Annotated in this window: 22 protein-coding genes; 11 read left to right on the top strand and 11 right to left on the bottom strand. The window is 41.4% G+C overall.

Annotated elements, in window-relative coordinates; translation table 11 throughout:
• Positions 1 to 224 precede the first annotated feature (224 nt).
• Together IEW93_RS08510 and IEW93_RS08505 are read left to right on the top strand one after the other, a co-directional pair.
• Entirely contained in the window at positions 225 to 1,028 is an 804-nt protein-coding gene (locus IEW93_RS08510; protein ID WP_188738904.1) for a DUF4097 family beta strand repeat-containing protein, read from the top strand.
• Between the two features lie 108 nt (positions 1,029 to 1,136).
• Positions 1,137 to 1,904, top strand: coding sequence for a ribonuclease H family protein (locus IEW93_RS08505; protein WP_188738955.1), 768 nt, complete (start codon positions 1,137 to 1,139; stop codon positions 1,902 to 1,904).
• Between the two features lie 420 nt (positions 1,905 to 2,324).
• Here IEW93_RS08505 and pepN read toward each other — a convergent pair whose 3' ends face one another.
• The 6 genes from pepN to IEW93_RS08475 form a co-directional block, all read right to left on the bottom strand.
• Positions 2,325 to 4,907, bottom strand: a complete 2,583-nt coding sequence (gene pepN / locus IEW93_RS08500) for an aminopeptidase N (protein WP_188738903.1) — start codon at positions 4,905 to 4,907, stop codon at positions 2,325 to 2,327.
• Between the two features lie 155 nt (positions 4,908 to 5,062).
• Complete coding sequence (gene lpoB, locus IEW93_RS08495) at positions 5,063 to 5,656, bottom strand: penicillin-binding protein activator LpoB (protein ID WP_188738902.1); 594 nt, start codon at positions 5,654 to 5,656, stop codon at positions 5,063 to 5,065.
• 47 nt (positions 5,657 to 5,703) lie between these two features.
• A complete protein-coding gene (locus IEW93_RS08490) occupies positions 5,704 to 7,071 on the bottom strand; it encodes a COG3014 family protein (RefSeq protein ID WP_188738901.1) in 1,368 nt (455 codons plus the stop codon).
• Positions 7,065 to 7,577: a peptide deformylase gene (gene def / locus IEW93_RS08485; protein WP_188738900.1), complete on the bottom strand. Its 513-nt coding sequence runs from the start codon at positions 7,575 to 7,577 to the stop codon at positions 7,065 to 7,067. The genes IEW93_RS08490 and def overlap by 7 nt, the downstream gene beginning before the upstream one ends.
• A gap of 87 nt (positions 7,578 to 7,664) precedes the next feature.
• Positions 7,665 to 7,877 carry a SlyX family protein gene (locus tag IEW93_RS08480; RefSeq protein ID WP_188738899.1) on the bottom strand — a complete coding sequence of 71 codons (213 nt, stop codon included), beginning with the start codon at positions 7,875 to 7,877 and terminating at the stop codon, positions 7,665 to 7,667.
• Between the two features lie 21 nt (positions 7,878 to 7,898).
• Positions 7,899 to 8,870, bottom strand: coding sequence for a WD40 repeat domain-containing protein (locus IEW93_RS08475; protein WP_188738898.1), 972 nt, complete (start codon positions 8,868 to 8,870; stop codon positions 7,899 to 7,901).
• 166 nt (positions 8,871 to 9,036) lie between these two features.
• Between IEW93_RS08475 and fkpA the strand changes: the two genes are divergently transcribed.
• Entirely contained in the window at positions 9,037 to 9,795 is a 759-nt protein-coding gene (gene fkpA / locus IEW93_RS08470) for an FKBP-type peptidyl-prolyl cis-trans isomerase (RefSeq protein WP_188738897.1), read from the top strand.
• Positions 9,796 to 9,923: 128 nt separating this feature from the next.
• On the opposite strand, the gene IEW93_RS08465 is transcribed toward fkpA, so the two are convergent.
• The gene (locus IEW93_RS08465) at positions 9,924 to 10,889 is read right to left on the bottom strand and encodes a zinc transporter ZntB (protein WP_188738896.1); all 966 of its coding nucleotides are present in this window, start codon (positions 10,887 to 10,889) and stop codon (positions 9,924 to 9,926) included.
• A 189-nt stretch (positions 10,890 to 11,078) separates the two neighbouring features.
• Between IEW93_RS08465 and IEW93_RS08460 the strand changes: the two genes are divergently transcribed.
• On the top strand, positions 11,079 to 11,450 hold the full coding sequence (locus IEW93_RS08460) for a YacL family protein (protein ID WP_188738895.1): 372 nt from the start codon (positions 11,079 to 11,081) through the stop codon (positions 11,448 to 11,450).
• A gap of 59 nt (positions 11,451 to 11,509) precedes the next feature.
• Here IEW93_RS08460 and IEW93_RS08455 read toward each other — a convergent pair whose 3' ends face one another.
• Positions 11,510 to 12,139 (bottom strand): response regulator, encoded by a 630-nt coding sequence (locus tag IEW93_RS08455; RefSeq protein ID WP_188738894.1) that lies wholly within the window; start codon positions 12,137 to 12,139, stop codon positions 11,510 to 11,512.
• A complete protein-coding gene (gene narQ, locus IEW93_RS08450; protein ID WP_188738893.1) occupies positions 12,132 to 13,850 on the bottom strand; it encodes a nitrate/nitrite two-component system sensor histidine kinase NarQ in 1,719 nt (572 codons plus the stop codon). The genes IEW93_RS08455 and narQ overlap by 8 nt, the downstream gene beginning before the upstream one ends.
• Positions 13,851 to 14,129: 279 nt before the next feature.
• Between narQ and nrfA the strand changes: the two genes are divergently transcribed.
• The 5 genes from nrfA to IEW93_RS08425 all read left to right on the top strand — a co-directional run bounded on the left by nrfA (position 14,130) and on the right by IEW93_RS08425 (position 19,347).
• On the top strand, positions 14,130 to 15,527 hold the full coding sequence (gene nrfA / locus IEW93_RS08445) for an ammonia-forming nitrite reductase cytochrome c552 subunit (RefSeq protein ID WP_373284895.1): 1,398 nt from the start codon (positions 14,130 to 14,132) through the stop codon (positions 15,525 to 15,527).
• Between the two features lie 341 nt (positions 15,528 to 15,868).
• Entirely contained in the window at positions 15,869 to 16,207 is a 339-nt protein-coding gene (locus tag IEW93_RS08440) for a P-II family nitrogen regulator (RefSeq protein WP_160053502.1), read from the top strand.
• Between the two features lie 9 nt (positions 16,208 to 16,216).
• Positions 16,217 to 17,467 (top strand): ammonium transporter AmtB, encoded by a 1,251-nt coding sequence (gene amtB, locus IEW93_RS08435; RefSeq protein WP_188738891.1) that lies wholly within the window; start codon positions 16,217 to 16,219, stop codon positions 17,465 to 17,467.
• 233 nt (positions 17,468 to 17,700) lie between these two features.
• Entirely contained in the window at positions 17,701 to 18,021 is a 321-nt protein-coding gene (locus IEW93_RS08430; RefSeq protein ID WP_188738890.1) for a hypothetical protein, read from the top strand.
• 213 nt (positions 18,022 to 18,234) lie between these two features.
• Positions 18,235 to 19,347 (top strand): tetratricopeptide repeat protein, encoded by a 1,113-nt coding sequence (locus IEW93_RS08425; RefSeq protein ID WP_229706657.1) that lies wholly within the window; start codon positions 18,235 to 18,237, stop codon positions 19,345 to 19,347.
• Between the two features lie 6 nt (positions 19,348 to 19,353).
• Here the strand turns inward: IEW93_RS08425 and IEW93_RS08420 are convergent, their stop codons facing one another.
• On the bottom strand, positions 19,354 to 20,217 hold the full coding sequence (locus tag IEW93_RS08420; protein ID WP_223418760.1) for a substrate-binding periplasmic protein: 864 nt from the start codon (positions 20,215 to 20,217) through the stop codon (positions 19,354 to 19,356).
• 369 nt (positions 20,218 to 20,586) lie between these two features.
• Here IEW93_RS08420 and aroG point away from each other — a divergent pair, with 369 nt between their 5' ends.
• The gene (gene aroG, locus IEW93_RS08415; RefSeq protein WP_188738888.1) at positions 20,587 to 21,642 is read left to right on the top strand and encodes a 3-deoxy-7-phosphoheptulonate synthase AroG; all 1,056 of its coding nucleotides are present in this window, start codon (positions 20,587 to 20,589) and stop codon (positions 21,640 to 21,642) included.
• A 32-nt stretch (positions 21,643 to 21,674) separates the two neighbouring features.
• On the opposite strand, the gene IEW93_RS08410 is transcribed toward aroG, so the two are convergent.
• The gene (locus tag IEW93_RS08410) at positions 21,675 to 21,854 is read right to left on the bottom strand and encodes a hypothetical protein (protein ID WP_188738886.1); all 180 of its coding nucleotides are present in this window, start codon (positions 21,852 to 21,854) and stop codon (positions 21,675 to 21,677) included.
• A 344-nt stretch (positions 21,855 to 22,198) separates the two neighbouring features.
• Here IEW93_RS08410 and IEW93_RS08405 point away from each other — a divergent pair, with 344 nt between their 5' ends.
• Positions 22,199 to 24,001, top strand: coding sequence for an ABCB family ABC transporter ATP-binding protein/permease (locus IEW93_RS08405; protein ID WP_188738884.1), 1,803 nt, complete (start codon positions 22,199 to 22,201; stop codon positions 23,999 to 24,001).
• Positions 24,002 to 24,357: the final 356 nt, after the last annotated feature.

Genomic DNA, 24,357 nt, shown 5'->3' with positions numbered 1-24,357 from the left:
GAATAAGGCGTTTTTACCGTTGTTATATTGGCTAATTTTTGTGTAACTCGATAATTAGTTGGTTAAATATGCTAATTTAAAATTAGCTTATACTTTTTATTTATTATAAAACAGCATGTTAGTGTTTGGCATGAAACCTGCTATAGATTCTATATAACGGCGGTCGCAGACGAATACGATAAAGCCTAATCTATTTTTATGTGTTTATAAAAGGAATTAATACTATGTCTGTTCGTATTGCAACTGTGAGTGTGACTGTGGGGTTAATTTTAGGCGCAACGCTATTTGGCGCTTCTCAAAGTGAAGCAGAGTCAGTGTTTGGTGTGGCTGATTCGATGTTAACTGATACCGATTTAACCCTGACACAACAACAATTAAGCTTAGATGCTAGCGAGATTACTCAATTAGTGGCGAATACTGGTGCGGGTAAATTAGTTATTGAAGGTGTCGACGGCTTAACGCAAATTAAGGTCAGCGCTGATATTTACACTGACAAAGATGCTGACGATGTTGACATGGATTTATCCCTGACTCAAAAAGGCGACAAGGGCTTTTTGGTTGCTAGCATTGAGTCTGATGGGTTTATGCAAGAGTCGCCCTATATTGATTTACGTGTTCAAGTACCGAGCACTTTAGCATTAGATCTAACCGACGGTTCAGGATCTATTCGTATCGATGATGTTTCAGCTGCCATCAATCTTGATGACGGCAGTGGTAGCATAGTGATGAATAACATTGGCGAACTTACCCTAGATGATGGCTCTGGCTCTGTGGTGATTAACCATGCTAAGGGTAATTTAGTCTTAAAAGATGGTTCAGGTTCGATAACTATCGATCACGTTAATGGCTGGGTTAATCTTGTTGATGGTTCTGGCTCAATTCATATTAGTCAGGTGCAAGGCCAAGTCACCATTAGTGATGGTTCTGGCAGCATTAATGTTAATAATAGCAAAGGGCTTGAGGTCGTTAATGCTGGCTCGGGGAGTGTTAATTACCAGGATATTGATGGCCCCATTGTCGTGAAGTAAAGTGAACTGTTTTTAGCCAATACAAAACCTGCCAAAGTTGCAGGTTTTGTTTTAAAGGCTTGCTTAATCGTGGCATCATACAGCATTGATTTTGCATGGGTATACACAATGGCGAAGAAGTATTATGTAGTTTGGGCTGGGCGTGAAACCGGAATTTTTACGAGTTGGGATGTGACTAAACGCTCAGTTGATAAGTTTCCTCAAGCTAAATACAAATCATTTGCCACTGAGGCAGAGGCAAAAGCGGCTTTTGCTAAGTCACCAACTAGCAGTATTGGCCGCACATCGGCAAAGCCTGTAAGCCCCCAATCTGTTAACACAACAAAATCCATTAGCGATAATGAGGCTGTGTTAAGCCAGTTTGATGTGGTGATATACACCGACGGTGGTTGTGAGCCTAATCCGGGTAAAGCGGGGTCGGGAATTGCGGTATACCACAAAGGCCAACTTGCCCAGCTATGGTATGGTTTATTTAACCCAAACGGTACCAACAATACTGCTGAATTAAATGCGTTGTATCAAGCATTGCTGATGGCAAAAAACGCCATCGAAAACAGTCAAACTGTGTGCATTATGAGTGACTCACAATATTCAATTAACTGCATTAGCAACTGGGCTTATGGTTGGAAGGCAAAAGGTTGGACTCGCAAAGGCGGTGAGATTGCCAATTTAGATATCATCAAACAAGCGCATGAGTTATATGACGAGATGAAAGATAAATTCGCATTAAAGCATGTGGCAGCACACAGTGGCATTGAAGGTAATGAGTTGGCTGACCGTATGTCGATTTACGCTGTTGATCAAACAAACCAAGCATTGAGTCAATATCAACCACCATTGGATATCAGCAAAATATTATCATTACGTGCAGGCTAATTTGGTTTAATACCATTTCCATTAATTATGTGACCAATCAGAGTCGCTCAGACTGTTCAGTTTGAGGCGCATTGTTGAAATAATGGTTATTCCCTTCTAAGGCAATGCAACAAAGAAATGGACTGTCTGAGCGTCTCCTGCAAGGCGGGTTTCTGTGCCTTCTATGCTGCTTAATAGTATTTTGACGTACGACTGCATGGATGCAGGAGGTAGAGCAACGCAGGAGCAGTTGCCGAGAGCAACTATGCCTACAATCCTATTACTTGCCTAGAAGGTACAGAATTCCCGCTGAATGACCAGATAATTAGTGGAATTGGTATAAGTTGCTATCCTAAGCCGTTGAGTCATACCGTTACAAACATCAAGGTATAAACATAAAAAAGCCGGATTGCTCCGGCTTTTGTTTTTACAGAATGGATATTAGAGTTTTTGCTTAATGCTCACACAGCGCTGTTCTTGTTGACGAGTTTCAAGCAGCGCGCGTCTGGCCAATGTAGATAGCCCTGTTTCGCGATTTAATACACTGTTAATGCTGTCAATATTGGCTGAACTACAATCCATAGGGATAAGTTGTGATGCGAAACTGCGCATAAACACTGGGCCTTTATCATCCATTAGCTGCAAGTTAGCAAAGCGTTGATCTGCTGTTGCAGCGCTTAATAGCTTTTGCTCGGCAGGGTAGAGGTTATACATAGCAACCCTGATTTTTGAGAATGCCATACTGTTGTTATGCTCAATCCAATTTAGCCATTGACGTTTAAGGGCCGACTCTGGACGTATAACTTCAGCAGCAATTGCGGCTTTTTCTCCAGAGTCTGATTGATCAAGGCTTTTCTCTCTTGCTAATAATGCATGAGCATCGTCGTAATCATAACGGTTAAGTTGGCGGATCATTGCCCAGCGTAAATCCTGATCTAAGTTAAGCCCTTTAATATGGCTTTTGTTTTTCAACAAAGACTGGATATGTTCTAGTGCATCTCCATGACTCGATAAACTGATGTAGGCATCGAACCAGCGCCGCTGAAAATCACGGTTGCGGTAATGCTCCATGCTCATTCTAAGGCTCATTTGGCTGAGTGCTTTTGAGATTTTGCTGTTATAACTGGCATGCATAGGAGCCATTAAGTCGAGATAGTTTTTGGCTCGTTGCAGGTTATCAAGCACCTGACCTAATATGGTGTAGTCTTTTTCCAGTGGTGCATTGATGAGCGCAATATTGATGAATTGCTCCATTGATGCTTTACCATCAACGACACTGTCCCACATGCTTTGCCATAACATAGAACGCAGAAGTGGATCGCTTACTTGGCCGAGTTGTTGCTTAGCTGTGGTGAATGACTTCTGGTCTAGTTCAACTTTCACAAACCCCCAGTCATCATAGTTTGGATACACTAAATCTGGACAGATTTCACCAATGAGTTCGTTAACCTCGGTGTAAGCTCCCTTATAGGTTACGGCAACGGATTGTTGCATTTCTAAACCGTAGCGATGCTTGGTAAATAAACCAATTTGTACTCGTTGCTCGCGCAGTGTTGGATGTTGGCTGTCTTCTGCTGTTTGGACAACTGCAAATGAGTCTATTTGATTACCTTGGCAAGTGTATTGTGCTTTGATGGTGTTGACCCCCGCAGCGTATAACCACTCTTTTGTCCATTGCGATAAATCACGGCCACTGGCTTTGGCTAAACTATTAATAAAATCATTAAGTTCAGCATTTTTGTAGCTGTATTGTTGTAAGTATTGGCTAACACCACGGCGAAAGGTTTCTTCGCCTAGTAAGTGCCTAAGCTGTTTGATGGTCGATGCGCCTTTTTGATAGGTAATGGCGTCAATATTATCAAAGGCATTTTGGCTGGTAGCCACAGGTACTTCAATGGGGTGCGTGGTGACTAAACTGTCTTGGTGGTAAGCAGCTTGCTTGCCTGAAGCATAAAAAGTACGCCAAGCATGGCTAAATTCTGTGGCTTCGCTAGTGGCCAATGTCCCCATAAATGAGGCAAAACTTTCGTTTAACCATAAGCCATTCCACCATTTCATAGTGACGAGATCACCAAACCATTGGTGGGCCATTTCGTGCATGATGACGCCGGCTAATCGCTCTTTTTGCTCAGCTGTCATTTGGCCATTAAATAAGAAGCGATCTTCAGAGAAGGTAATGGCTCCTGCGTTTTCCATCGCGCCATATAAAAAATCAGGCACTAGGAGTTGGTCGTATTTTTTAAATGGATAATCAATTCCAAAATAACGATCAAAAAATGCTAACCCTTGTTTTGTGTAAGTAAACCAATCTTGTGGTGTGACTTGCTCTGCAACTGATTGACGCGAGAATAAACGCATAGGGTAGCGGCCTGAGTTATCTTCCCAAACTTTATATGGCCCAGCATGCATTGAAAAATTGTATGGACTTAATTTGGGTGTGGCAGGAAAGCTCCATAGATTAGTATCACCCTGATCGACTACATTGGTTTCTCGCATGGCGCTGATCACATGCCAATCTTTTGGGGCATGGACATTAATTTGGTAAGTGGCTTTTAAGTCTGGCTGGTCAAATACGGCAAACATTTGTTGTGCGGCAGCTGGCTCAAAGTGTGAGTATAAATACACCTTGTTGTCGACGGGATCGACAAAACGATGCAAGCCTTCGCCGTTAGTGCTGTGCTCACGGGTAAACTCAACTTCTACAGTGTTATTGCCGCTCACCAGTAGGCTTTGATTAATCACAATATAAGCGCCGTTGTAGTTAGGATAAACCTTGGTGCCATTAATGGTGAATTGTTTAATGTTAGCTTTGTTGAGGTCCAGTGTTAATGATTTAGGGACGCTGCTTAGGTCAAAATGGACGATTGATTTTGCACTGAATTGGCTATGTTCGCTTAAAAAGAAGGTGAGATCATATTGTACATTAGTGATGACATTTGAGCGTGCTTGAGCTTGTGCTTGGCTAATATAAGCTGAGCCATCACGTTGTAACAATGAGGTTGATAATGAGCTACTGCAGCTCATTATGCTCGCGCAGCATAGGGCAACGAAACTGGTCTTTATAACCCGTGGACTAAACAATTCAGTGGATAACAATTTCACGTTAGTGTTCCTAACTTATTATTGGGTGTATGAAAAAGCCGACATCAATGTCGGCTTTATTGCTATGTGCTTGTGTATTACAAGCCCAAAAATGACTTCGATTTAACCTTACGAATTTCTTTTTCGTCTGACCATTCAATTAAGCCTGTTTCAAGATCCATTAAACGCATGGTCATCTTGTAGTAAACGTCTTTAGTGCTGCCATCTTGCTTAACGATGCTCGATAGGTTGCCGTAGAGCATGTATTGCGCACCAATTTGACGGCCAAATTTTATCGCTGTGGTTGGGTCTACCATGCCAGCATTATTTTGATAGTCTAATTGTTTACGTACCGTGTCTACTTTGGTCATGTCGATAAAACGGAACTTACCAGAACGCAGTAACTTGTTACTGATAGTGTCAGTTACAGACTCAGTATCAATATGCTCAGAAGTTTTATTTTTAATTTTATCTACAAATATAATTGGACGATTATTTTGGGTGATCACAACCACTGGTGGGAATGTCATCATGGAGTCGACCATTTTAGCTGCAATATCTTGTAGATCGGTAGAGCCAAAGTTTTCGTTGACGGTTTCGACTTCGGTGGCGTTGCCATATTCTACTTTAGATTGACAGGCGCTTAGCCCTATCACTGCGGCTAACACAAATATCAGTTTCAAGTTTTTCATAATAAATTCCAATGGTGATGAGTGACAGTTGATAAGGTTATTATCTATTAGATGATTATCGAATAAAAACGGGTACGATTTCCAGTCTCTATTGCCCAAATTAATGTTGTCTGGTTTGGTTTTACTTCAATTTTAGTGTTTTGGCTGTTATTTACACGAATATCATAATGGCCCGCATCAACAAATTGCTTTGCGATTTGCGCCTGGCGCGGCAAGGTTAACCAACTACGACGATCTGCCTGCTCACTGATTACGTTAAAAATTTGCATCACCAGTGCGCCAGCATCAACCTGGTTATTCGCTCGACGGCTGCTGCTTTGCACGCTTTGGTTTAATTCGTATTTTGCATAAATTCTAGCTGCTTGGCGAAATAACGCAGCGGGCAAATCTTCTTTTAATGCATTTATCGCAAGCGCGTCTATATTGGCGATGTTTTGTGCTTCTAAGGGGGTATCTAACCCCTGTATTTTGCTTGCAAACGGCAGCGGGCTTTGGGGTTGATAAGTGGCAAGCGAGGCACTTTGTAAGTTGTCATTGATTGGGAATGGAACCGTTATGCTTTGTTTTTCTGGAACAAAACCACGTTCAACTATAAATACCACTTGGCCTTGCTCTGGTGTAGGGGTAATTGCATCGCCCCAACGTTGTTTAAATTCGTCGTATTGTGGCATCGCTAATTGTTTTGCAAGTCGCACTAAATCTTGTTGTAAATAGCGGTTATCTGGTGTGATTTGCGCAGCTTTGCGGTAATCGATAAAGGCGTCATTGGGTTCGTTAGCCAGTTCGTGCAATAAACCTGTTATGTAATAGCTATAGGCATTTAAAAATGAACTGGTGACACTACCTGCAGATCGGCTTAATTGTGCCATTTGCGCATCAACAGTGCCATTAGCCATGTTTTGCACTGACTTTTGCGATTGTTGGTAACGTGCTTGCTCCATGCTTTGCAGCTCGTTACTGCGGCGCACCTCAACTAATGCACCTTGAGCGTCACCGCTAAACAAATAATTTAGGGCTTGGTATTGATGCAGCATAATTCGCTCATAACCAGGACCGCGATAAGGTATTGCATTATCGTTTAAGAGTAGGCTGGTTGCACCAGATCCGAGTTTACTGGCGCTAATGATGGCTTTATCGTCAAAGGCTTGGTAGGCCGTAATAGCTTGTTGATAGAAGGTTTTGCTGCGCTCAAAATCGCCAGCAACTTGCATAATTCGTCCGGTTTCTTGTGCATATAATAGCCCATCATTTCCATCAATATTATTGGCTAACTCATCTATATTTGCGACGGGTAATTCGCTGTTTAATTGCTGCTTGTAAGGGGCAATTTGCGATGGGTAATTAATGAATACACTGTTATAAGCACAACCCGTTAAGCAGGATAATATTAATAATAATGAAACTGTTTTTAACATGGTAAGACCTCTATTGGAGGTGTCATCAGATTAATACGCTCAAGCAAAGTGATACCTTGCAAGTGATCATATTCATGTTGAAAAATTCGAGCGACAAACCCTTGTAAAACCTGGTGGTGTATTTGACCATTGAGTGATTGGTATTGCACCTCGATTTGGCGGTGACGCACAATGTTGAGCCGTTTCCCAGGGACAGACAAACACCCCTCAATACCGTTTTCTGTTTCAGTGGATACCGATAAGATTTTGGGGTTAATGACCACGGTGGGTTCCATGATAGGCGCATCAGGGTAACGCTCGTTTGGATTGGATGCCATTATAAACATTGCCGTGTTGCTAAATACCTGTGTTGCAGCAATGCCGACACCGTTAGCTTTTTGCATGGTTAATAACATATTGCTGGCAAGTACGGCTAGTTCGTCATCAAATACTGTCACAGGAGCGGCTTTTAACGTCAGAATGTTATCGCCTGTCGTTGCTATTGTGAGATGTTGACTTGAATGCATATTTGCCTGCTAATCGTTATTTTACTTCGTAAAGCTATTCACCAGCGAGTAAACCGTACGCTAGATTGGGTGGATAGCATAACAATATTAATAGTGTGGTGGTGGCGTTTCTTCTGCTTGCGAAGCCATGTTGCTTGGCTCCATGGCCTGTAATTTATTGACCATTAATATCATTTGCTGTTGCTGTCTGGCAACTAACGCATTGAGTTTTATCACTTCTTGGTTAAGATCTTCAAGCATGACCTCTTGAAAAGACAGTTTCATTTCAAGATCGTCAATCTTGTGTAAAATGTGCTCCACGTAAACCTCTAATTATTGTTGTTACTGCTGCCAATATTCAATTAACCCTTGGCTACTTATACTGACAATAGCGCCATTTGGGGTCATTGCGGCAGAGTATACTACAGCGCCTCTGTTTTGGGTGTTTTTACTCAGCTGAACTTGCCAATGACCCACTTGTGTACCAGACCCAACGAGCCATAAAAAGATTTCTTTAGATGGCGTGCCAGTCAGTAGTTGCTGATCATTTTTGACAAAGCGCGCTGAGGAGAAGTTCATTTGCCTGCGGATGATATTTAACTGGCTGATTTGGGTTCCACTTGTTGATTGCCATATCGCGGCATTACCGGTTATGTCACCTGCAAAGCTTAAGTTACCGCTATCACTAATGAGTACCTTGGTGATGCGTGAGCTCAATTGCCATTGCTGAATAGGCTGACCACTTTGGCTATACCAAAGCATAACTTTACCATCATTTCCCCCTGTCAGAGCCTTTTGACCGTCAGCACTTATTGAGACACTGTTCACTTTTTCTTGGTGACCTAAAAATTGAATCAAACGATTTTGCTGTGGTGATAATGACATTACCGAACCATCAACCAGTCCTACTAAGGTTTGACCATTATCAGCGATAGCGACACTTTGAGCATAAGAGGGCAGTGACCACCATCCAACAGAGCTTCCATCATCTAAGCGCCAAATAGCTAAGGAGTCACTGCTTATAGTGGCGGCAAAGGTGTTATTGGCTGAGATGGCGGTGTCAATGACATTGCTGGTGTTATCTTTTTTGCCTTGAAGCCATTGGTAAGTCATGCTCGGGCCGCTTAGGTCCCACACTTGGACGCCATTATTAGCCGTGCTAATTAATGCTAGCTCTGCGTTGTCTGATAGGCTGGCACTATAACTGGCGTCTGTGGTGATTTCGATTGACTGACTCGGTACAGGTTGGCAAGCGGATAAACACCATACACAGAGCCAAGTTGAGCAAAATAACAGCATTAAACCTCTTGTCATGAACTTGCCCCTTGAATTATTGTCGTAAACCCTGTGATATAAGGTCGACCCAATGGTATAACCCCATTAACTAGTATAAAGTGGCAAACGAACATGACCACTAAAACATCTCGTAGTTGAATGTATTAGGTTATTGTAACCACTAAAGGATGCTGAGGAAGCTTTAATGAAATCTATTTACAAATTATCGTTAGTTGCATTAGCTGTTGTTGGATTGACTGCATGTAACCAAGAACAAGACGTTGCACAAAAGAAAGTAGAGCTAACAACTGACGCTCAAAAAGAAGCATACAGTGTGGGTGGTTCAATTGGTAAGTACATGTCTGGTCATATTAAAGAGCAAGAAGAGTTAGGTTTTGCTGTTGACCGCACCATGGTTATCAAAGGCTTTAGCGATGGCTTAGGCGAAGAAATGCAATTAACCGAAGAAGAAATGCAAACGGTATTGCAAAATCTAGACAAAAAGTTAAACGACAAGCGTTTAGAGCAAGCTGAAGCATTAGCGGCTAAATCAATTGCTGAAGGCAAAAAATTCTTAGAAGAGAACAAAGCCAAAGAAGGCGTAACCACCACCGAATCTGGTCTTCAATACGAAGTGTTAGAAGCCGGTAAAGGTGACAAACCTGCTGCAGAAGACACTGTTGAAGTACATTACCGTGGTACATTAATTGATGGTACTGAGTTTGACAGTTCATATGCGCGTGGTGAAACCGCTAAGTTCCCACTTAATCGCGTTATTCCTGGTTGGACTGAAGGCGTACAGTTAATGCCTGTTGGTGCTAAGTACAAGTTTGTTATCCCTGCAGATCTAGCTTATGGTGAGCGAGACACTGGGACTATTCCAGCTAATTCAACTTTGATTTTTGAAGTTGAACTTGTATCAGTTGAAAAAGCGGCTGCAGCAGCTGCAGCGGCAACTAAATAATTGATTGTATAGTGTGTGCAGCTTGTATTTTGGGTTAGCGCCCAGTTGCAACACGCGATAATGAAAAAGGACGCCCAGCGTCCTTTTTTGTTGTCTGCAATCCATAAAGTCTTTTGTTGGCTATGTAATTAAAGCCACTTTAGGCGATAAAACAAATACATTTGTAACGCGATAAGGGCAAATAACCCACCACAGAAAGCTGCAAATGCCCAATTTGTCTCTGCGCCGGGGATACCGCCAATATTGACACCGAGTAGGCCTGTTAAAAAACCGAGCGGTAAAAACACTGCTGAGATTAAAGATAAAAAATACAATCGCTGGTTTACTTGTTCAGATTGCTGCGATTGCAGCTCTTCTTGAGTCACACTGGCTCTGTCGCGAATGGCGTCGAGATCTTCAATAACGCGAATTAAGGTTTCATGGATTTCACGTAAACGCACTTTGTCGTTGTCGTCAAATAACTCACTGGTCTCGTGAAGCATTCGAGAAAACGCTTCTCGTTGTGGTGCAAGGTAGCGACGCAGTACTACAGTTTGCCTGCGCAGTTCTGCAATTTCAGTACGCAAGGTTTTGTTCACTTGAGTGACAACGCGCTCTTCTAGCTCGTCGAGTTGTTCTTCAAGTTTGCCGATAAACTCTACTTTACGCTGGGTTAAGCGCTCACAAATGGCCATGATGAACGCTGCGGTATCTATAGGCCCCTTGCCTTGGGTGATGGCATCTGCAATATCGATGACAGATTGTAATTGACGTTCGCAGGTTGAAATTATTCTGTTTTCTTCAGCATAAATGCGCACAGCAACCATGTCTTCAGGATCTGAGTTGGGGTTTAAATTAACCCCGCGTAGTGCGAGCAAGACACCTTTGTTTGAATTGACAACTCGAGGGCGTGTATCTGTTGCCAATAACGTATCAGTTTCAACACGTTCTAGCCCTGAGTTTAAGATCCATTTACGCGCTTTGGGCTCACGATAGCGAAGGTGTAACCATAATAGCCCGTCTTGTGGCTGCCATTGAGCCACTTGCTGTTCGGTAAGTGACTGGCCGGCATTGGGGCCAGTTAACAGTAAGCTGTAAATAAAACCTTTGTTCATTATTTTTGATCTCTCGTTTTCGCCTATCGAAGCAATTTACGCTATTTTTGAGCTTGGCCCAAGTATAACGAGCATGGCAGGTAAAACTGGATAGTTATCTATCATTTAGTTCATCGCAATAGATTACTGGCAGCAGGTTTGCTTTTCTTCGGTTAAAATAGAGGGAACGCAAATTACAGAGCAATAATAATGGAATACCAATTTCGTCGTAACCGCCTAGAAGGAACGGTTTTTGCTGAGTTTAGTATGGATCATGAAGTGCTGGGGAGATGGTTTGCTGAAGAGCTTGGCGATGATAACAGCCGGGCGAATCATATACTCACTCAAATTATTATGATTAAAGCAGGCAGTCAAAATCACTGGCGTGATATTGGCGCAGATTTAACGATTGATATCGATTCAGAACAAGTTAGGGTATTTGCTAATGTCATTGATTTTGAAGAAGACTATGATTTAGATGAGGCAATGAATTTATATGATGCTGAATCTGAATCCTATTGCGGGTTAGAAGATTTTGAGTCTGTATTACAAAGTTGGTTAGCATTTATCAATCAGAAATAAAGCTTACCCCACACTTAATTGAGTGGGGATCACTTTATACAAAATGTAGGCTGCAAGTGTTATTGGTTTAAATAACGGACCGCCATTTCTGTGCGCGATTTTGCGTTAGCTTTACGCAGTAAGTTTTTCACGTGGACTTTCACCGTGCCTTCACTGATGTGCAAGTCTTCTGAAATCATTCGATTACTCTTACCCTCTGCAAGTTCTTGCAATATCTGCAATTCACGTGGAGTGAGGTTGTCGATCCAGGTGTTATCATCTGCTGCATTTTTTAATTCGTACAAATAAGCCTCTACCTCATCGCTTATAACGCGATGACCAAGCATGGCTTTTTTGAGTTGTTCAAGCAGTAAGTCTGGTTCAGTGTCTTTGAGTAAGTAACCATCTGCGCCGGCACGTAATAGGCGTATAACGTCTTGTTTTGCGTCTGAGACGGTTAAAATGACAATCCTTGCGGTAACGCCTTCCTGGCGCATTGCGTTAAGTGTATCTAAGCCCGACATGCCTTTCATATTTAGGTCTAGCAAAATAATATCGGGTTCATTCTCGGCTACGGCTGTGAGTGCATCTAAACCTGTGCCGGTTTCGCCAAAAAGTAAAAAGTCACTGTCTGATGTGATCAGTTGGCAAATACCACGTCTTAGCAAAGGGTGATCATCGACAACAAGTACGGAATACGGCTTACCCATTTAAAGGCTCCTGTTGAGGTGGAAAACTGAGCGTAACGGTGGTACCGCCATGCTTGTTACTGTTAAATGACACTACGCCATCTAATTTATTGGCTCGTTCATGCATAATGCCAATACCAAAATGTTGGTCGCGTTCTTGTAAATGCGAAACACCAATACCGTCATCACATATTGCGATGGTTATCATGCCATTGGCTGTTAACTGACAATCTATCACTATTTGACTAGGGTTGGCGTGTTTTATTGCATTGAGTGTCGCTTCGCGAATTAATTGTAAAATGTGAATATGCTGTTTAGCTTCAAGTAAATGCGCCGATAATTTGTAATTTAGCTTGATGTCAACATCGGTTTGTTGCCGTAATTGATCAAGCATTACCTCAATAGCCTGGCTTAAATTTGGCTCTTTAATGGTTAATCTAAATGTAGACAGTAACTCACGTAATTGTACATAAGCCGTGCTGACACCTTCGTTGATCTCCACCAATTGTGCTTCTACTTCAGGGCTGCGACAACTTAACACTAGGCTTTTTTTCAGCAAGCTGACCTGAATTTTTAAAAATGATAATACCTGACCAATCGAGTCATGTAGTTCTCTGGCGATAACCGCACGTTCTTCCATTAATGCTAATTGCTGACGTTGCTCAGTGGCATTATGAATGGTGATAGATCGGGTTAGCATCATGGCAAAGTTTTCAAACAGTTGCCGGTTAAGTGTCTGGCTTGATATTACGTCCAAATAACCTAGTTGTGTGGCTTCTATCGTCAGTGGAAAGTGTACCGAATTAATTTCATTTTTGTTTGTTGGCCAGCCACCTTCAGCGTTAATTACATCATTTGAACCGTCTTCATGGTTAATGACTAATCTGAGATAATCTAAATCCTCATAGTATTTGAGCTGATTGATAGCAGATTGCAATGCTCTGTAGTCAAGTTTGTCGGCATGAAGCATCACGAGGTTGTCATAAAGAAAACTCAATTCGTTATTGGCTCGGGTGAGTGCAGTGGTTTTTTCGTTAACCTGCCCTTCTAGGTCATCATAAAGATCGGCTAATTCTGATGCTGTTTTCTGTAACGCGTTACCTAGTGCTGTGAGTTCAATATAATCTGTTTTAGGCATCTTAACTTTAAAGTTACCTTTAGAGATAGTCGCGGCGCTGTCCATTAATAATTGCAGCGGTTTAACGACTCGTTTACGGGTAAACACCACGGCAACAAAAGCAATCGCTAATAAAATAATTAACCCAATTATTTGGCCGATTACTAGCAATTTTAGCTTAAATGCAGCAAACAGTTCCATTTTCAATACTAGTGTATCTATGGTATCGACAAAGTCTTTTAATGCAGCAGAATAAAGGCGGGCGTCACCAGCCTCTATATAGCTTTTCATAACTTGCCATTTGTCGATCACTAGCAGGTATTGGTCGCTTAACTCTTTAGGGCTATACCAATCGAGTGTTCTTTTTAGTGCATCTGAATTAAGGGTGTTTTCAAATTCGACGATTTTTTCATGGGTATTAATGCTGCCTGCATTGGTAAATAGCAATAAGCGGTAACTTTGCATACGCATAGAGCCAGAGGCATTTATCCCCTTAGCATCACCAAGACTGAAGGTTAAATTCACGATCGAAAAAACCGCTAAGCTTGACGATAATAAAATTAACAACAGCATTAAGCCTAAAATTGTTGAGGTGAGACTGCCTCGAGTAAACATAAAATCCTACTTTGCTTGGTAAATAATAGTATCAGCATCAGACTAAAGTAGGGTTTCTGCCCCCTGTCTAATAGTGTGTTCTACATTAGGTTTGCCTGCTTTACATTAGCAAGTTTACAGAACTGTGAGATACATCCTGTTTACATGTTGATCTGGCGCAAACTTTCTTCTCTATACCCCATTGGAGGTATGTATAAATTTGGGGTTAATAGCTACTTTTGACCTTGGAGATGTCGTGGTTATTAAACTAAATATAATGTAACACGGAGATAAAGGGTGATGAAGATGAACGCAAAATCAATTGCACTCAGTGCCGTTATCGCAGCAAGCTTTATGGCTGCTGGCGCAATGGCGAGTGATAAAACTGAGCCTCGTAGTGAGGTTTATAAAGATAAATTTTCAAATCAATATAACAGCTGGCATGCAACTGCAGAAAGCGAAGAAGTTGTTGATATGTTGGAGCAAGTACCTAGCCTAGTTGTGTTGTGGGCTGGTTACGGTTTCGCAAAAGACTATAACGCACCTCGCGGCCATATGTACGCGGTAACGGATGTGACCAACACATTACGTACTGGCGCACCTAAAAACGCGGAAGATGGCCCAATGCCAATGGCTTGTTGGAGCTGTAAAAGCCCTGACGTACCTCGCGTAATTGAAGAGCAAGGCGAAGACGGTTACTTTAGTGGTAAATGGGCTAAAGGCGGCCCTGAAATTGTTAACGCACTCGGTTGTGCAGATTGCCATGAAAAAGGCTCTCCAAAATTACGCATGTCTCGTCCATTTGCAGAGCGTGCAATGACAACACTAAATACCCCATTTGATAAAGCTTCTCGTAAAGATAAGCAATCAATGGTGTGTGCTCAGTGCCACGTAGAGTACTATTTTGAAAAAACAGCAGAGCGTCCTGGCTTTGTTAAATTCCCTTGGGATATGGGCACTACCGTTGAACAAATGGAAGTGTACTACGACAGCATGGAGTTCTCTGATTGGGTTCACGCGGTTTCTAAAACGCCAATGCTAAAAGCGCAGCACCCTGGTTATGAAACTTGGCAGTTAGGTGTTCACGGTCAAAACAATGTAAGTTGTGTTGATTGCCATATGCCTAAAGTGACTAACGACAAAGGCCGTAAATATACTGACCATAAAGTGGGTAACCCATTTGATCGCTTCGAAGAAACCTGTGCAACGTGCCATACACAAAGTAAAGAATTCTTAGTAGACATTACTCATAAACGTAAAGCTAAGGTTCAAGAGCTAAAAGCACGTGCTGAAGCACAATTAGTGAAAGCTCACTTTGAAGCGAAAGCTGCTTGGGATGCCGGTGCTACTGAAGCTGAAATGAAGCCAATCCTTATGGATATTCGTCATTCACAATGGCGTTGGGATTATGCGACTGCATCACACGGTGTAACCGCTCATGCTCCAGATGAAGCACTTCGTATTCTAGGTACTTCGGTTGATAAAGCTGCAGATGCACGTGTTAAGTTAGCTCAGCTATTAGCAGTCAAAGGTGTTAAGCAACCAATCGCTTACCCAGACACATCAACTAAAGCTAAAGCGCAAGCAGCACTTGGCATGGATATGAAAACTATGAATGCTGAAAAAGCTGAATTCAAAAAGACACTTGTACCTAAGTGGAAAGAAGAAGCCAAAAAACGCGAAGCTACCTACAAGTAATAAGGTTTACGAAATAAAAGTTAGATTGTTTATTTCATAAATTATCCCCAATCAAAACCGCTCTTTATAGGGCGGTTTTTTTGTTTTCTCGTCTTTACTCAATTAATCCTGCTTTACCAACCTTATTGCTGACGCGGCATTTAACCATTTTTATATCGCACCAAAATAAGGCGTAGTTGTTTTTTAAATGCACGGTATTGGTGCTTTTATGCACACACTCAAAGAGCTGTTTTATAGTTTTTTATTTAAAAACAATATATTAATAAAAGTGGCCTGATGATTGAATTAGCTAATACACAAATCAATAACAACTACATTTTTTCACACTTTTGGAGGTCGAGATGAAACTCGTCAGCGCTATCATCAAGCCATTTAAATTGGATGATGTCCGTGAAGCCATAGCAGGCATGGGCATTGAGGGTATGACTGTTACTGAAGTTAAAGGCTTTGGACGTCAAAAGGGGCACACAGAGCTTTATCGTGGTGCAGAGTATCAAGTGGATTTTTTACCAAAAGTAAAATTGGAAATTGCCACCAAAGCTGAAAACTTAGAAATGTTAATTGAAGCTATCACAACCGCTGCCCATACCGGCAAAATTGGTGATGGTAAGATTTTTGTGACTGAATTAGAACAAGCCATCCGTATTCGCACGGGTGAACTTGATAACGAAGCGTTATAGGGGGCGATTATGGAAGAGTTAACAAAATTAGGACTCACAGTCACTGAATTACGTTTCGCACTTGATACGTTTTATTTCTTGATTTCAGGCGCGTTGGTCATGTGGATGGCAGCGGGCTTTGCGATGTTAGAAGCAGGTCTTGTTCGTTCAAAAAATACCACTGAAATTTTAACTAAAAACGTATGTTTATATTCGATCGCTTGCGCCATGTTTTTGCTTGTCGGTTACAACATTATGTATGTGGACAATACTGAAGGCGGTATTTTACCCTCGTTTGGTTCTTTAATTGGCTCACAAGCCAGTGACGCAGACCATGCGCTAGAGTCAGACTTCTTCTTCCAGGTTGTGTTTGTTGCTACTGCAATGTCAATTGTCTCTGGAGCAGTTGCAGAGCGTATGAAGCTTTGGTCTTTCTTAGCATTCTCAGTGGTTATGACTGCGGTTATTTATCCTGTTGAAGGTTATTGGACATGGGGTGGCGGGTTTTTATCAGAAGCCGGTTTCTTTGACTTTGCTGGTAGTGGTATTGTGCACATGGCTGGTGCAGCTGCTGCAATTTCAGGTGTGTTGTTACTGGGTGCTCGTAAGGGAAAATACGGTGCTAACGGCCAAGTAAACCCTATTCCTGGTTCAAACCTACCAATGGCAACGCTAGGTATGTTTATTTTATGGATGGGTTGGTTTGGGTTTAACGGTGGTTCTCAGTTATTGGTCTCTGATGCCGAAAACGCAACTGCAGTGGCTAAAATCTTTGTAAACACTAACTCTGCAGCGGCTTTTGGTGCGATCTCTGCGCTGATTGTGTGTAAGGTTGTTTGGGGTAAAGCCGACTTAACCATGATTTTAAACGGCGCGTTAGCTGGTTTAGTTGCCATTACCGCTGATCCATTATCGCCTTCATTCTTAATGGCTGCCGTGATTGGATTGGTTGCCGGTGCGGTGGTTATATTCTCTATCATTGCATTTGACCGCATTAAAATTGATGACCCAGTGGGTGCGATTTCTGTACACGGTGTTGCAGGTTTCTTAGGCCTAATGTTAGTTCCGCTATCTAACGCAGATGCAAGCTTTGGCAGTCAGCTTTATGGCGCAGCAGTTATCTTTATCTGGGTATTTGCAGCATCATTACTTGTTTGGTTTGTATTAAAAATGACCATGGGTATTCGAGTTTCAGAGGAAGAAGAATACAATGGTATGGATGTGTCAGATTGCGGTGTTGATGCTTACCCTGAATTTGTGAGTGTTAAATCTGCTGGATAATCTCATCTTTGCGATAATCTAAAAAAACAGAACCTTTGGGTTCTGTTTTTTTTGCTGTTTTGAAACTCTGCTCTGTTCAAGTCAACTCTCATCGTTTGTGCTAATGGGTATCGATTCGCCGTTGTTATCTCAATTGATACCTATCTAAACTAAAGAGTATTTGTGGCAACACGCGCATTACTGTGCAGATGGTATAATGTCATAAGTGTTTATTCTATGTTAGGAGGGGGGGGATGTCACATCGTTTGGGATTGATTATTTTGATTATAGGGCTATTTATGAGCTCTCAAGCTGAAGCTGGCAGCGTTGTTGTGCGTAAATCATCGCAACCGTTTGATGCGTTTGCAGTTCGCGACGAATTGCAGCAACAACATGAGTGGCAAGAGCTTGTGCGTCAGCAACAACAGTTATCCATTTTGCAATCTTTACCCCTAAGCTGTATTGCTGTTAAAGGGGCTTTTTTGTACTTCAATTGCGGTCAGCATCAATATCGCCCTTATCAATATCAAGACCAGCAGTTATTTATTGAGATAGACCCGACTCAAGAACATTAGCTATGTTGGCCTCTTTACTCCTGCTTAATACTCCCCAAAACAGTGCATTTGTGGCTGAATACCAGTCTATTGACTATGCTTTAAGATAGCTTGTTTCTAACTGAGGGTTGAATTATGTTGCTTAATCACCCAAGCAGGACTGCAAATACGGCGTTATGCCTACTCCCAAACGGACTTAGAATTGCCATATTTTTCATTGCGGCTTTAATCTGCATGACTGGTTGTCAATCCACGCAATCTCAAGTGCAGCGCATAGATGTGAATACCTTGTTTTACGATAATTACTTTACTCCGGTATCGACTATCGATACCGATGATATATATCAATTACCTGAAACATTCGTATCAAAGTTTAGGCGTCAATATTTGGCTGATAATACTCTGAGAAGCCAAAATATGCTGGCTAATGAATGGCTAGCTCAGTATATCGGTGCCCAGGCTGGTGGATTTGAGTACCGTGATCACTATACTCGTCCAGCCAGTGAAACCGCGTTAAATCGACAAGGTAATTGTATGTCATTGGTCGTGTTATCTGCTGCTTTGGCTGATGTACTTAATGTGCCGGTAGAATTTTATGACATTGATGTTGAGCCGGTTTGGGACCGCAGAGGTGGATTTTTCTTGGTGAATGGCCATGTTAATTTAAGTTTAATGCCGCCAGAAAATACCCATACTGTACTCTTGAGAGGTTCAGAGTTATTGGTTGATTTTTTACCAGAGCGATCGGTAAGAGCGTATAAGAAAAAACAGGTGAACAAGCGTCAACTCAGTGCAATGTATTATAACAATGTTGCAGCCGAAGCATTGGTTCAAAATGATTATGACAGTGCATATGCGTTGGTCAAAAAAGCCATTAAGTTAGATCCTCAATATGTAGCTGCGATTAATACTCTTGCAGTGATTTATCGTCATAATGGTTACAGTAAAGAAGCTGAGCAGGCTTATCGTGCGGCGTTACAAGTTGACCCTAATGATTTATCTACTTTGTATAATTTGGCGCTCATTTTAGGTGAGCAAGATCGTTTAGAAGAATGGGCTCAAGTGCATAGAGTGCTTGAACTGGCGCGAATAAATAATCCTTTTTATTATTTTGATATGGCTCAACAAGCCTATTTTGATAAGCAGTATCAGGATGCATTAGTGTGGTATAAACGTGCTGTTGAAAAAGCCGATTATCGTCATGAGTTTTATTTTGGATTATCGAGGGCTTATTGGGCTACAGGTGAGCAACGCCTTGCAGAGAAAAATCTGAAACGAGCCTTGGCATTAAGCGATGTCAGTAATAAGCAGCGCTACCAGAGCAAACTTCAGGCAATGCGGCGCTAACAGCCATTATCGAGTTAATTGGTTGAATTGCTGATTGGGTTGGTAATTATGTTGCTCAGCCAAACTGAGGATCTCTTGATATTGATAGGATTGCTTTAAGACTGTTATTGCCTGGTCGACAATTGCTGCTGTTTGCTGGTTATGACATGCAATTTTTCGTTCAGCGGGGGCAAACAGTGCCACTTCTGTCACAGCTAATGCGGTGTTGAGTTTGTGTCTAAGTTGATAGCGATAATATTCAAAAATGCGTCGCTCGAGCACAATCGATTCTACATAGCCATTAAATAGCATAACGACTTGGCTTTTTTGGTTTGAAATTTCGCTGTAATTGGCATTCTCAGTTGCAATGGCTTTAAATTCGTCTCCTAAATATTGTCTAGCGTTTTGAAACCCTAGGATAGAAATTGTCTTGAGATCTTGGATTTCGTTAATCTTTAAATGGTTTTTTGTCAGCGAAAACACGCTATTTTGGTATTCAATTAAACTTTGTGTATAAAACATCCCTTCAACGTTGTCGGGCGTGTTGATCATGCAATCGACCTTTTTGGTATTTAATAGGCGCTGTGCTCGTAAATTGGGCGCATGTACTAGTTCTTGGATTGCGATCCCGCTGAGATTGAGTGCTGCAACTAATAACTCATATTGCACACCCTGTGGTTTGTCTTCAAAAAAATAGGGGGCAATACTGTTGCTTGTAGAAAAACTGATTTGTATGTGTTCTGGAAATGGCAACGGCTGAAAATGTGCTGCATGCTGTTCAACTAATGGATGCGTATTTTCTGATAACAGGACCTCATTTTTTACCTTTGTCTTGGCTTGAACAAATGGCGAGCTAAGTGTAATGAGTAACAAAATAAGGCAAAACTTCAAACGTTAACTTCCTTCTGATGCTATTTGTATATTGAGTAGCTCACTTCCTTGTTGCACGCAAATTGGGTTGATAAAAATGACATATGCCATGTGTCGAAGAATTTACCGTCGACACTAAATCGAGCGGCCCACTAAGACTGTTAAATTGAACTCTTAAATCAAGGATACTCGATTTAAGTCACACTTACATGTTATCGGCAGTGATGAATAATACTTGATTGATTTGTCGATGGATACTGGTTAAATTGAAGATTCATGTTCATTTTCCTGATGTAGCCAAATCATTTTTATATCAATTTATGAATTAAATCTTCTGTTTTCAAACTATTGGATTCAGAGTTATTGTAGTTTGCCGGAGTTGTAACCACTATGTATTATCAAAATGACGATATTCGTATCGACGAAATAAAAGAATTGCTGCCTCCTATTGCGATTTTAGAACGATTTCCGGCAACTGAAAATGCATCTGCAACCGTGTTTAATGCTCGCAACAATATCCACCAAATTTTAACTCGTAAAGATGATAGGTTGTTGGTCATTATTGGTCCTTGTTCTATTCACGATCCTGTTGCGGCTCTCGAATACGGACAGCGTTTAGTCGCATTGCGTGAACAATATAAAGGGCAATTAGAAATTGTAATGCGAGTCTATTTTGAAAAACCTCGCACTACCGTTGGTTGGAAAGGTTTAATCAATGATCCGTACATGGATAATAGCTTTCAGTTAAACGACGGTCTAAGAACTGCCCGTAAATTGCTTGTAGATTTAAATGAACATGGTATGCCAACAGCTGGCGAGTTTTTAGACATGATTACCCCGCAATATGTTGCAGACATGATGTGTTGGGGCGCCATTGGTGCACGAACTACTGAGTCTCAGGTTCATCGTGAGCTTTCTTCTGGTTTGTCTTGCCCTGTGGGGTTTAAAAACGGCACTGATGGCACAATCAAAGTCGCTATCGATGCGATTGGAGCTGCCAATGCGCCGCATCATTTTTTATCTGTGACTAAGTTTGGTCACTCTGCAATTGTATCAACTAAAGGCAATCCAGACTGCCATATTATTTTGCGTGGAGGCAGAGAGCCAAATTACAGCTCTGAACATGTGAAAGATATTTCTGCACAGCTGGTTAAGTCTGGTCTTGCAGACAATATTATGATTGATTTTAGTCATGCAAATAGCAGTAAAGACTTTAAGAAACAGATGTTAGTCGCCGATGATGTTGCTGGGCAAATATCTGCAGGTAATCGTTCAATTTTTGGTGTGATGGTAGAAAGCCATTTAGTTGAGGGTCGCCAGGATTTAGTTGAAGGTGTTGAGTTATGTTATGGGCAAAGTATTACCGACGCATGTATTGGTTGGCAAGATACTGAAACCTTACTGGCGACATTAAATCAAAGTGTTATCCAGCGAAGAAACGCCTGATATTTAGGTAAAAAATAAGGCGCAAATGCGCCTTATTTTTTTAGCTGCTCGGCCAAATATTCATTAGCCTTTGCCAAGGTTCCAAAGGCTGAAATAAGATTATTGCGGCCTTTATCTTGTAATTCAGGATTCCCTGATTCGATCATCATCCATACCCAAGTTTGTATTAGTTGTAATGGTGGGTACTGACGACCTTTTGTGCTATCCAACATAAAGCATCCTTTAAACTGTAAATCGTTGTTTGCTAATAAGCAAACAGTCGCTTTTTTATACCCGAAGAGTATCAAATAAAATCTCCAGAAATAACTCTAATTAGAGTTTAAAAGCATCAAATGATGAAAAAAAACTAAAAAGTAGTTGTTATGTATTATACATATCCATAAAAAGTAAGTCTAAAGTTGTACTGCTGTGTATGTGACATTACATTGCATACTGAGTCTTTTGCTTTAATAAAGTAGAATGTGACCAATGTCTAATAAGAGAATGACTTCTCATAAGACAATGTAATTAATCTGATAACCATAACTGCTAAGATGCAGTGAGCCTTGGAGTAACGATGAGACCTTCTGCATATTTCGAAGGCCCAGTAGGTAAATTAAACTGGCATGTTTTGCGATTGTTGTGGCCATATTTGATCGAGTTTAAAGGCCGAGTGTTGTTGGCAATGTTGTGTTTGATTATTGCTAAAATAGCCAGTGTAAGCCTGCCATTTATCCTTAAAGACTTGGTTGACACCTTAGATAAATCAACCGTAGAACCCATTTTAGTTGTGCCATTTGGTCTGGTTATTGCCTATGGTGCAGTGCGCTTTTTGAATGTCATTATTGGTGAGGTTCGTGACACCTTATTTGGCCGTGTTACAGAACGGGCGATTCGGCGTCTTGGTCTTGCAGTCTTTGATCATTTACACAGATTAGATCTCGATTTTCATCTCGATCGCCGCACTGGTGGTTTGTCTCGTGATATTGAGCGAGGAACGAGCGGTGTGAGCTTTTTAATGCGCTTTATGGTGTTTAATATTGTACCTACGTTGCTTGAAATTACCCTGGTTGTGGGGATTTTCTTTTTCAACTACGGCATCTATTTTGCGCTTATTACGCTAGTGTCTGTGATGGCTTACATTGGTTACTCAATTAGGGCGACTGAGTGGCGAACGGGTTATGTGCGCGATGCCGCTAAGGCTGACTCGTTAGCGAATACTCGTGCAATAGACAGCTTATTAAATTATGAAACCGTTAAGTATTTTAATAACGAAGAATATGAATCAACACGTTACGATGATGCTTTAGCCCAGTGGGAAGTTGCTAAGCGTAAAAACCGTTTGTCTTTACTTGCTCTAAATGGTGGCCAGGCGCTGATTATTGCCATTGCGATGACGGCAATGATGGCGTTAGCTGCACATCAGGTGAGTCTAGATATGATGACCATTGGTGATTTTGTTTTGATTAATGCGTTTATGATGCAGTTATTTATTCCACTCAATTTTTTAGGATTTGTTTACCGAGAAATACGTGGCGCGCTGGCTAATATTGAGCGTATGTTTGACATTATGGCAAATGTCCCGCAAGTCGAGGATCGAGATGACGCCTCATCATTAAGCCCAACAGTGGGAGTCATAAAATTTGATGATGTAAGCTTTCAATATGATAAACGACCTATTTTAAATAAGGTGAGCTTTGAGGTTCCCGCAGGTAAAAAAATTGCAGTGGTCGGTGACAGTGGAGCTGGCAAGTCGACGATTATTAAACTGTTATTTCGTTTTTATGACGTCAATAGTGGTGCCATAACCATTGACGGTATTGATGTAAGGCAACTGACTCAATTGGCGTTACGCAAAGCGATTGCAGTAGTGCCTCAAGACACGGTTCTTTTTAATGACTCTATCTATGAGAACATTCGTTACGGTCGACCTGATGCAACAGAAGATGAAATTAAACAAGCCACTCAATTAGCCCATTTAAGTGATTTTATCGACTCTTTACCCGATAAAGGTGACACCAAAGTTGGTGAGAGGGGATTAAAATTGTCTGGGGGAGAAAAACAGCGGGTTGCCATTGCTCGAGCAGTTTTAAAAGGTGCCCCTATTTTGGTGTTTGATGAGGCGACTTCATCATTAGATTCTCACTCAGAGCAGGCTATTTTAAGTGCACTGCGTGATGCAGCCAAAGGGCACACGAGTTTAGTCGTTGCACATCGATTGTCGACTATTATCGATGCCGATGAAATAGTGGTCCTTAGTCGAGGAAGTATTGTTGAGCATGGAACTCATGCTAGTTTACTGGCTCAACAAGGTCTGTATGCTCGCTTGTGGCATATTCAGCATGAGCAAAGTGATTCGGCTAAAGCCAATATTGATTAGTTTGCTTAACATGGTTTTTGAGGGAGAGATAATTGCTGGCCACTTTCGGCTTAATTGCAATTATCTCTTTGCTTTTTATGAGCTATTTTAAGTGTTTAGCTGAACTTTGGGAAAATGTTTTGTTAGCCATAAAAATCAATCTCTTAACCATGATCTGCTTTCAAGCTTGCCATGTGTTTGACTCACAATACAGGGGCATCAATAGTTAGCCTATTGCAAGTTTATTTAAGGCAACCTTACTGATTGCAAGGCGTTTGTTATTGAGAGCCTAGGCCGAATAACCCCCATTTTTGAAAGACGCTAAGATTTAAATTCTTATTATCAGCAATATGAGTAAGGTAACATACTTGCTATAC

Origin of the sequence: Shewanella inventionis (assembly GCF_014641855.1) — a bacterium.
Taxonomy (GTDB): domain Bacteria; phylum Pseudomonadota; class Gammaproteobacteria; order Enterobacterales; family Shewanellaceae; genus Shewanella; species Shewanella inventionis.
This window is presented reverse-complemented; position numbering and strand designations above follow the sequence as displayed.

What these genes read in the sequence shown, in the direction of transcription:
- IEW93_RS08455 (WP_188738894.1), bottom strand. Translation starts at nt 12,139, where the DNA reads ATGGGTAAGCCGTATTCCGTACTTGTTGTCGATGATCACCCTTTGCTA.
- nrfA (WP_373284895.1), top strand. Translation starts at nt 14,130, where the DNA reads ATGAAGATGAACGCAAAATCAATTGCACTCAGTGCCGTTATCGCAGCA.
- IEW93_RS08440 (WP_160053502.1), top strand. Translation starts at nt 15,869, where the DNA reads ATGAAACTCGTCAGCGCTATCATCAAGCCATTTAAATTGGATGATGTC.
- IEW93_RS08425 (WP_229706657.1), top strand. Translation starts at nt 18,235, where the DNA reads ATGACTGGTTGTCAATCCACGCAATCTCAAGTGCAGCGCATAGATGTG.
- aroG (WP_188738888.1), top strand. Translation starts at nt 20,587, where the DNA reads ATGTATTATCAAAATGACGATATTCGTATCGACGAAATAAAAGAATTG.
- lpoB (WP_188738902.1), bottom strand. Translation starts at nt 5,656, where the DNA reads ATGAAAAACTTGAAACTGATATTTGTGTTAGCCGCAGTGATAGGGCTA.
- IEW93_RS08460 (WP_188738895.1), top strand. Translation starts at nt 11,079, where the DNA reads ATGGAATACCAATTTCGTCGTAACCGCCTAGAAGGAACGGTTTTTGCT.
- IEW93_RS08510 (WP_188738904.1), top strand. Translation starts at nt 225, where the DNA reads ATGTCTGTTCGTATTGCAACTGTGAGTGTGACTGTGGGGTTAATTTTA.
- pepN (WP_188738903.1), bottom strand. Translation starts at nt 4,907, where the DNA reads ATGAGCTGCAGTAGCTCATTATCAACCTCATTGTTACAACGTGATGGC.
- IEW93_RS08430 (WP_188738890.1), top strand. Translation starts at nt 17,701, where the DNA reads ATGTCACATCGTTTGGGATTGATTATTTTGATTATAGGGCTATTTATG.
- IEW93_RS08475 (WP_188738898.1), bottom strand. Translation starts at nt 8,870, where the DNA reads ATGACAAGAGGTTTAATGCTGTTATTTTGCTCAACTTGGCTCTGTGTA.
- def (WP_188738900.1), bottom strand. Translation starts at nt 7,577, where the DNA reads ATGCATTCAAGTCAACATCTCACAATAGCAACGACAGGCGATAACATT.
- IEW93_RS08505 (WP_188738955.1), top strand. Translation starts at nt 1,137, where the DNA reads ATGGCGAAGAAGTATTATGTAGTTTGGGCTGGGCGTGAAACCGGAATT.
- narQ (WP_188738893.1), bottom strand. Translation starts at nt 13,850, where the DNA reads ATGTTTACTCGAGGCAGTCTCACCTCAACAATTTTAGGCTTAATGCTG.
- IEW93_RS08465 (WP_188738896.1), bottom strand. Translation starts at nt 10,889, where the DNA reads ATGAACAAAGGTTTTATTTACAGCTTACTGTTAACTGGCCCCAATGCC.
- IEW93_RS08405 (WP_188738884.1), top strand. Translation starts at nt 22,199, where the DNA reads ATGAGACCTTCTGCATATTTCGAAGGCCCAGTAGGTAAATTAAACTGG.
- IEW93_RS08490 (WP_188738901.1), bottom strand. Translation starts at nt 7,071, where the DNA reads ATGTTAAAAACAGTTTCATTATTATTAATATTATCCTGCTTAACGGGT.
- amtB (WP_188738891.1), top strand. Translation starts at nt 16,217, where the DNA reads ATGGAAGAGTTAACAAAATTAGGACTCACAGTCACTGAATTACGTTTC.
- fkpA (WP_188738897.1), top strand. Translation starts at nt 9,037, where the DNA reads ATGAAATCTATTTACAAATTATCGTTAGTTGCATTAGCTGTTGTTGGA.
- IEW93_RS08410 (WP_188738886.1), bottom strand. Translation starts at nt 21,854, where the DNA reads ATGTTGGATAGCACAAAAGGTCGTCAGTACCCACCATTACAACTAATA.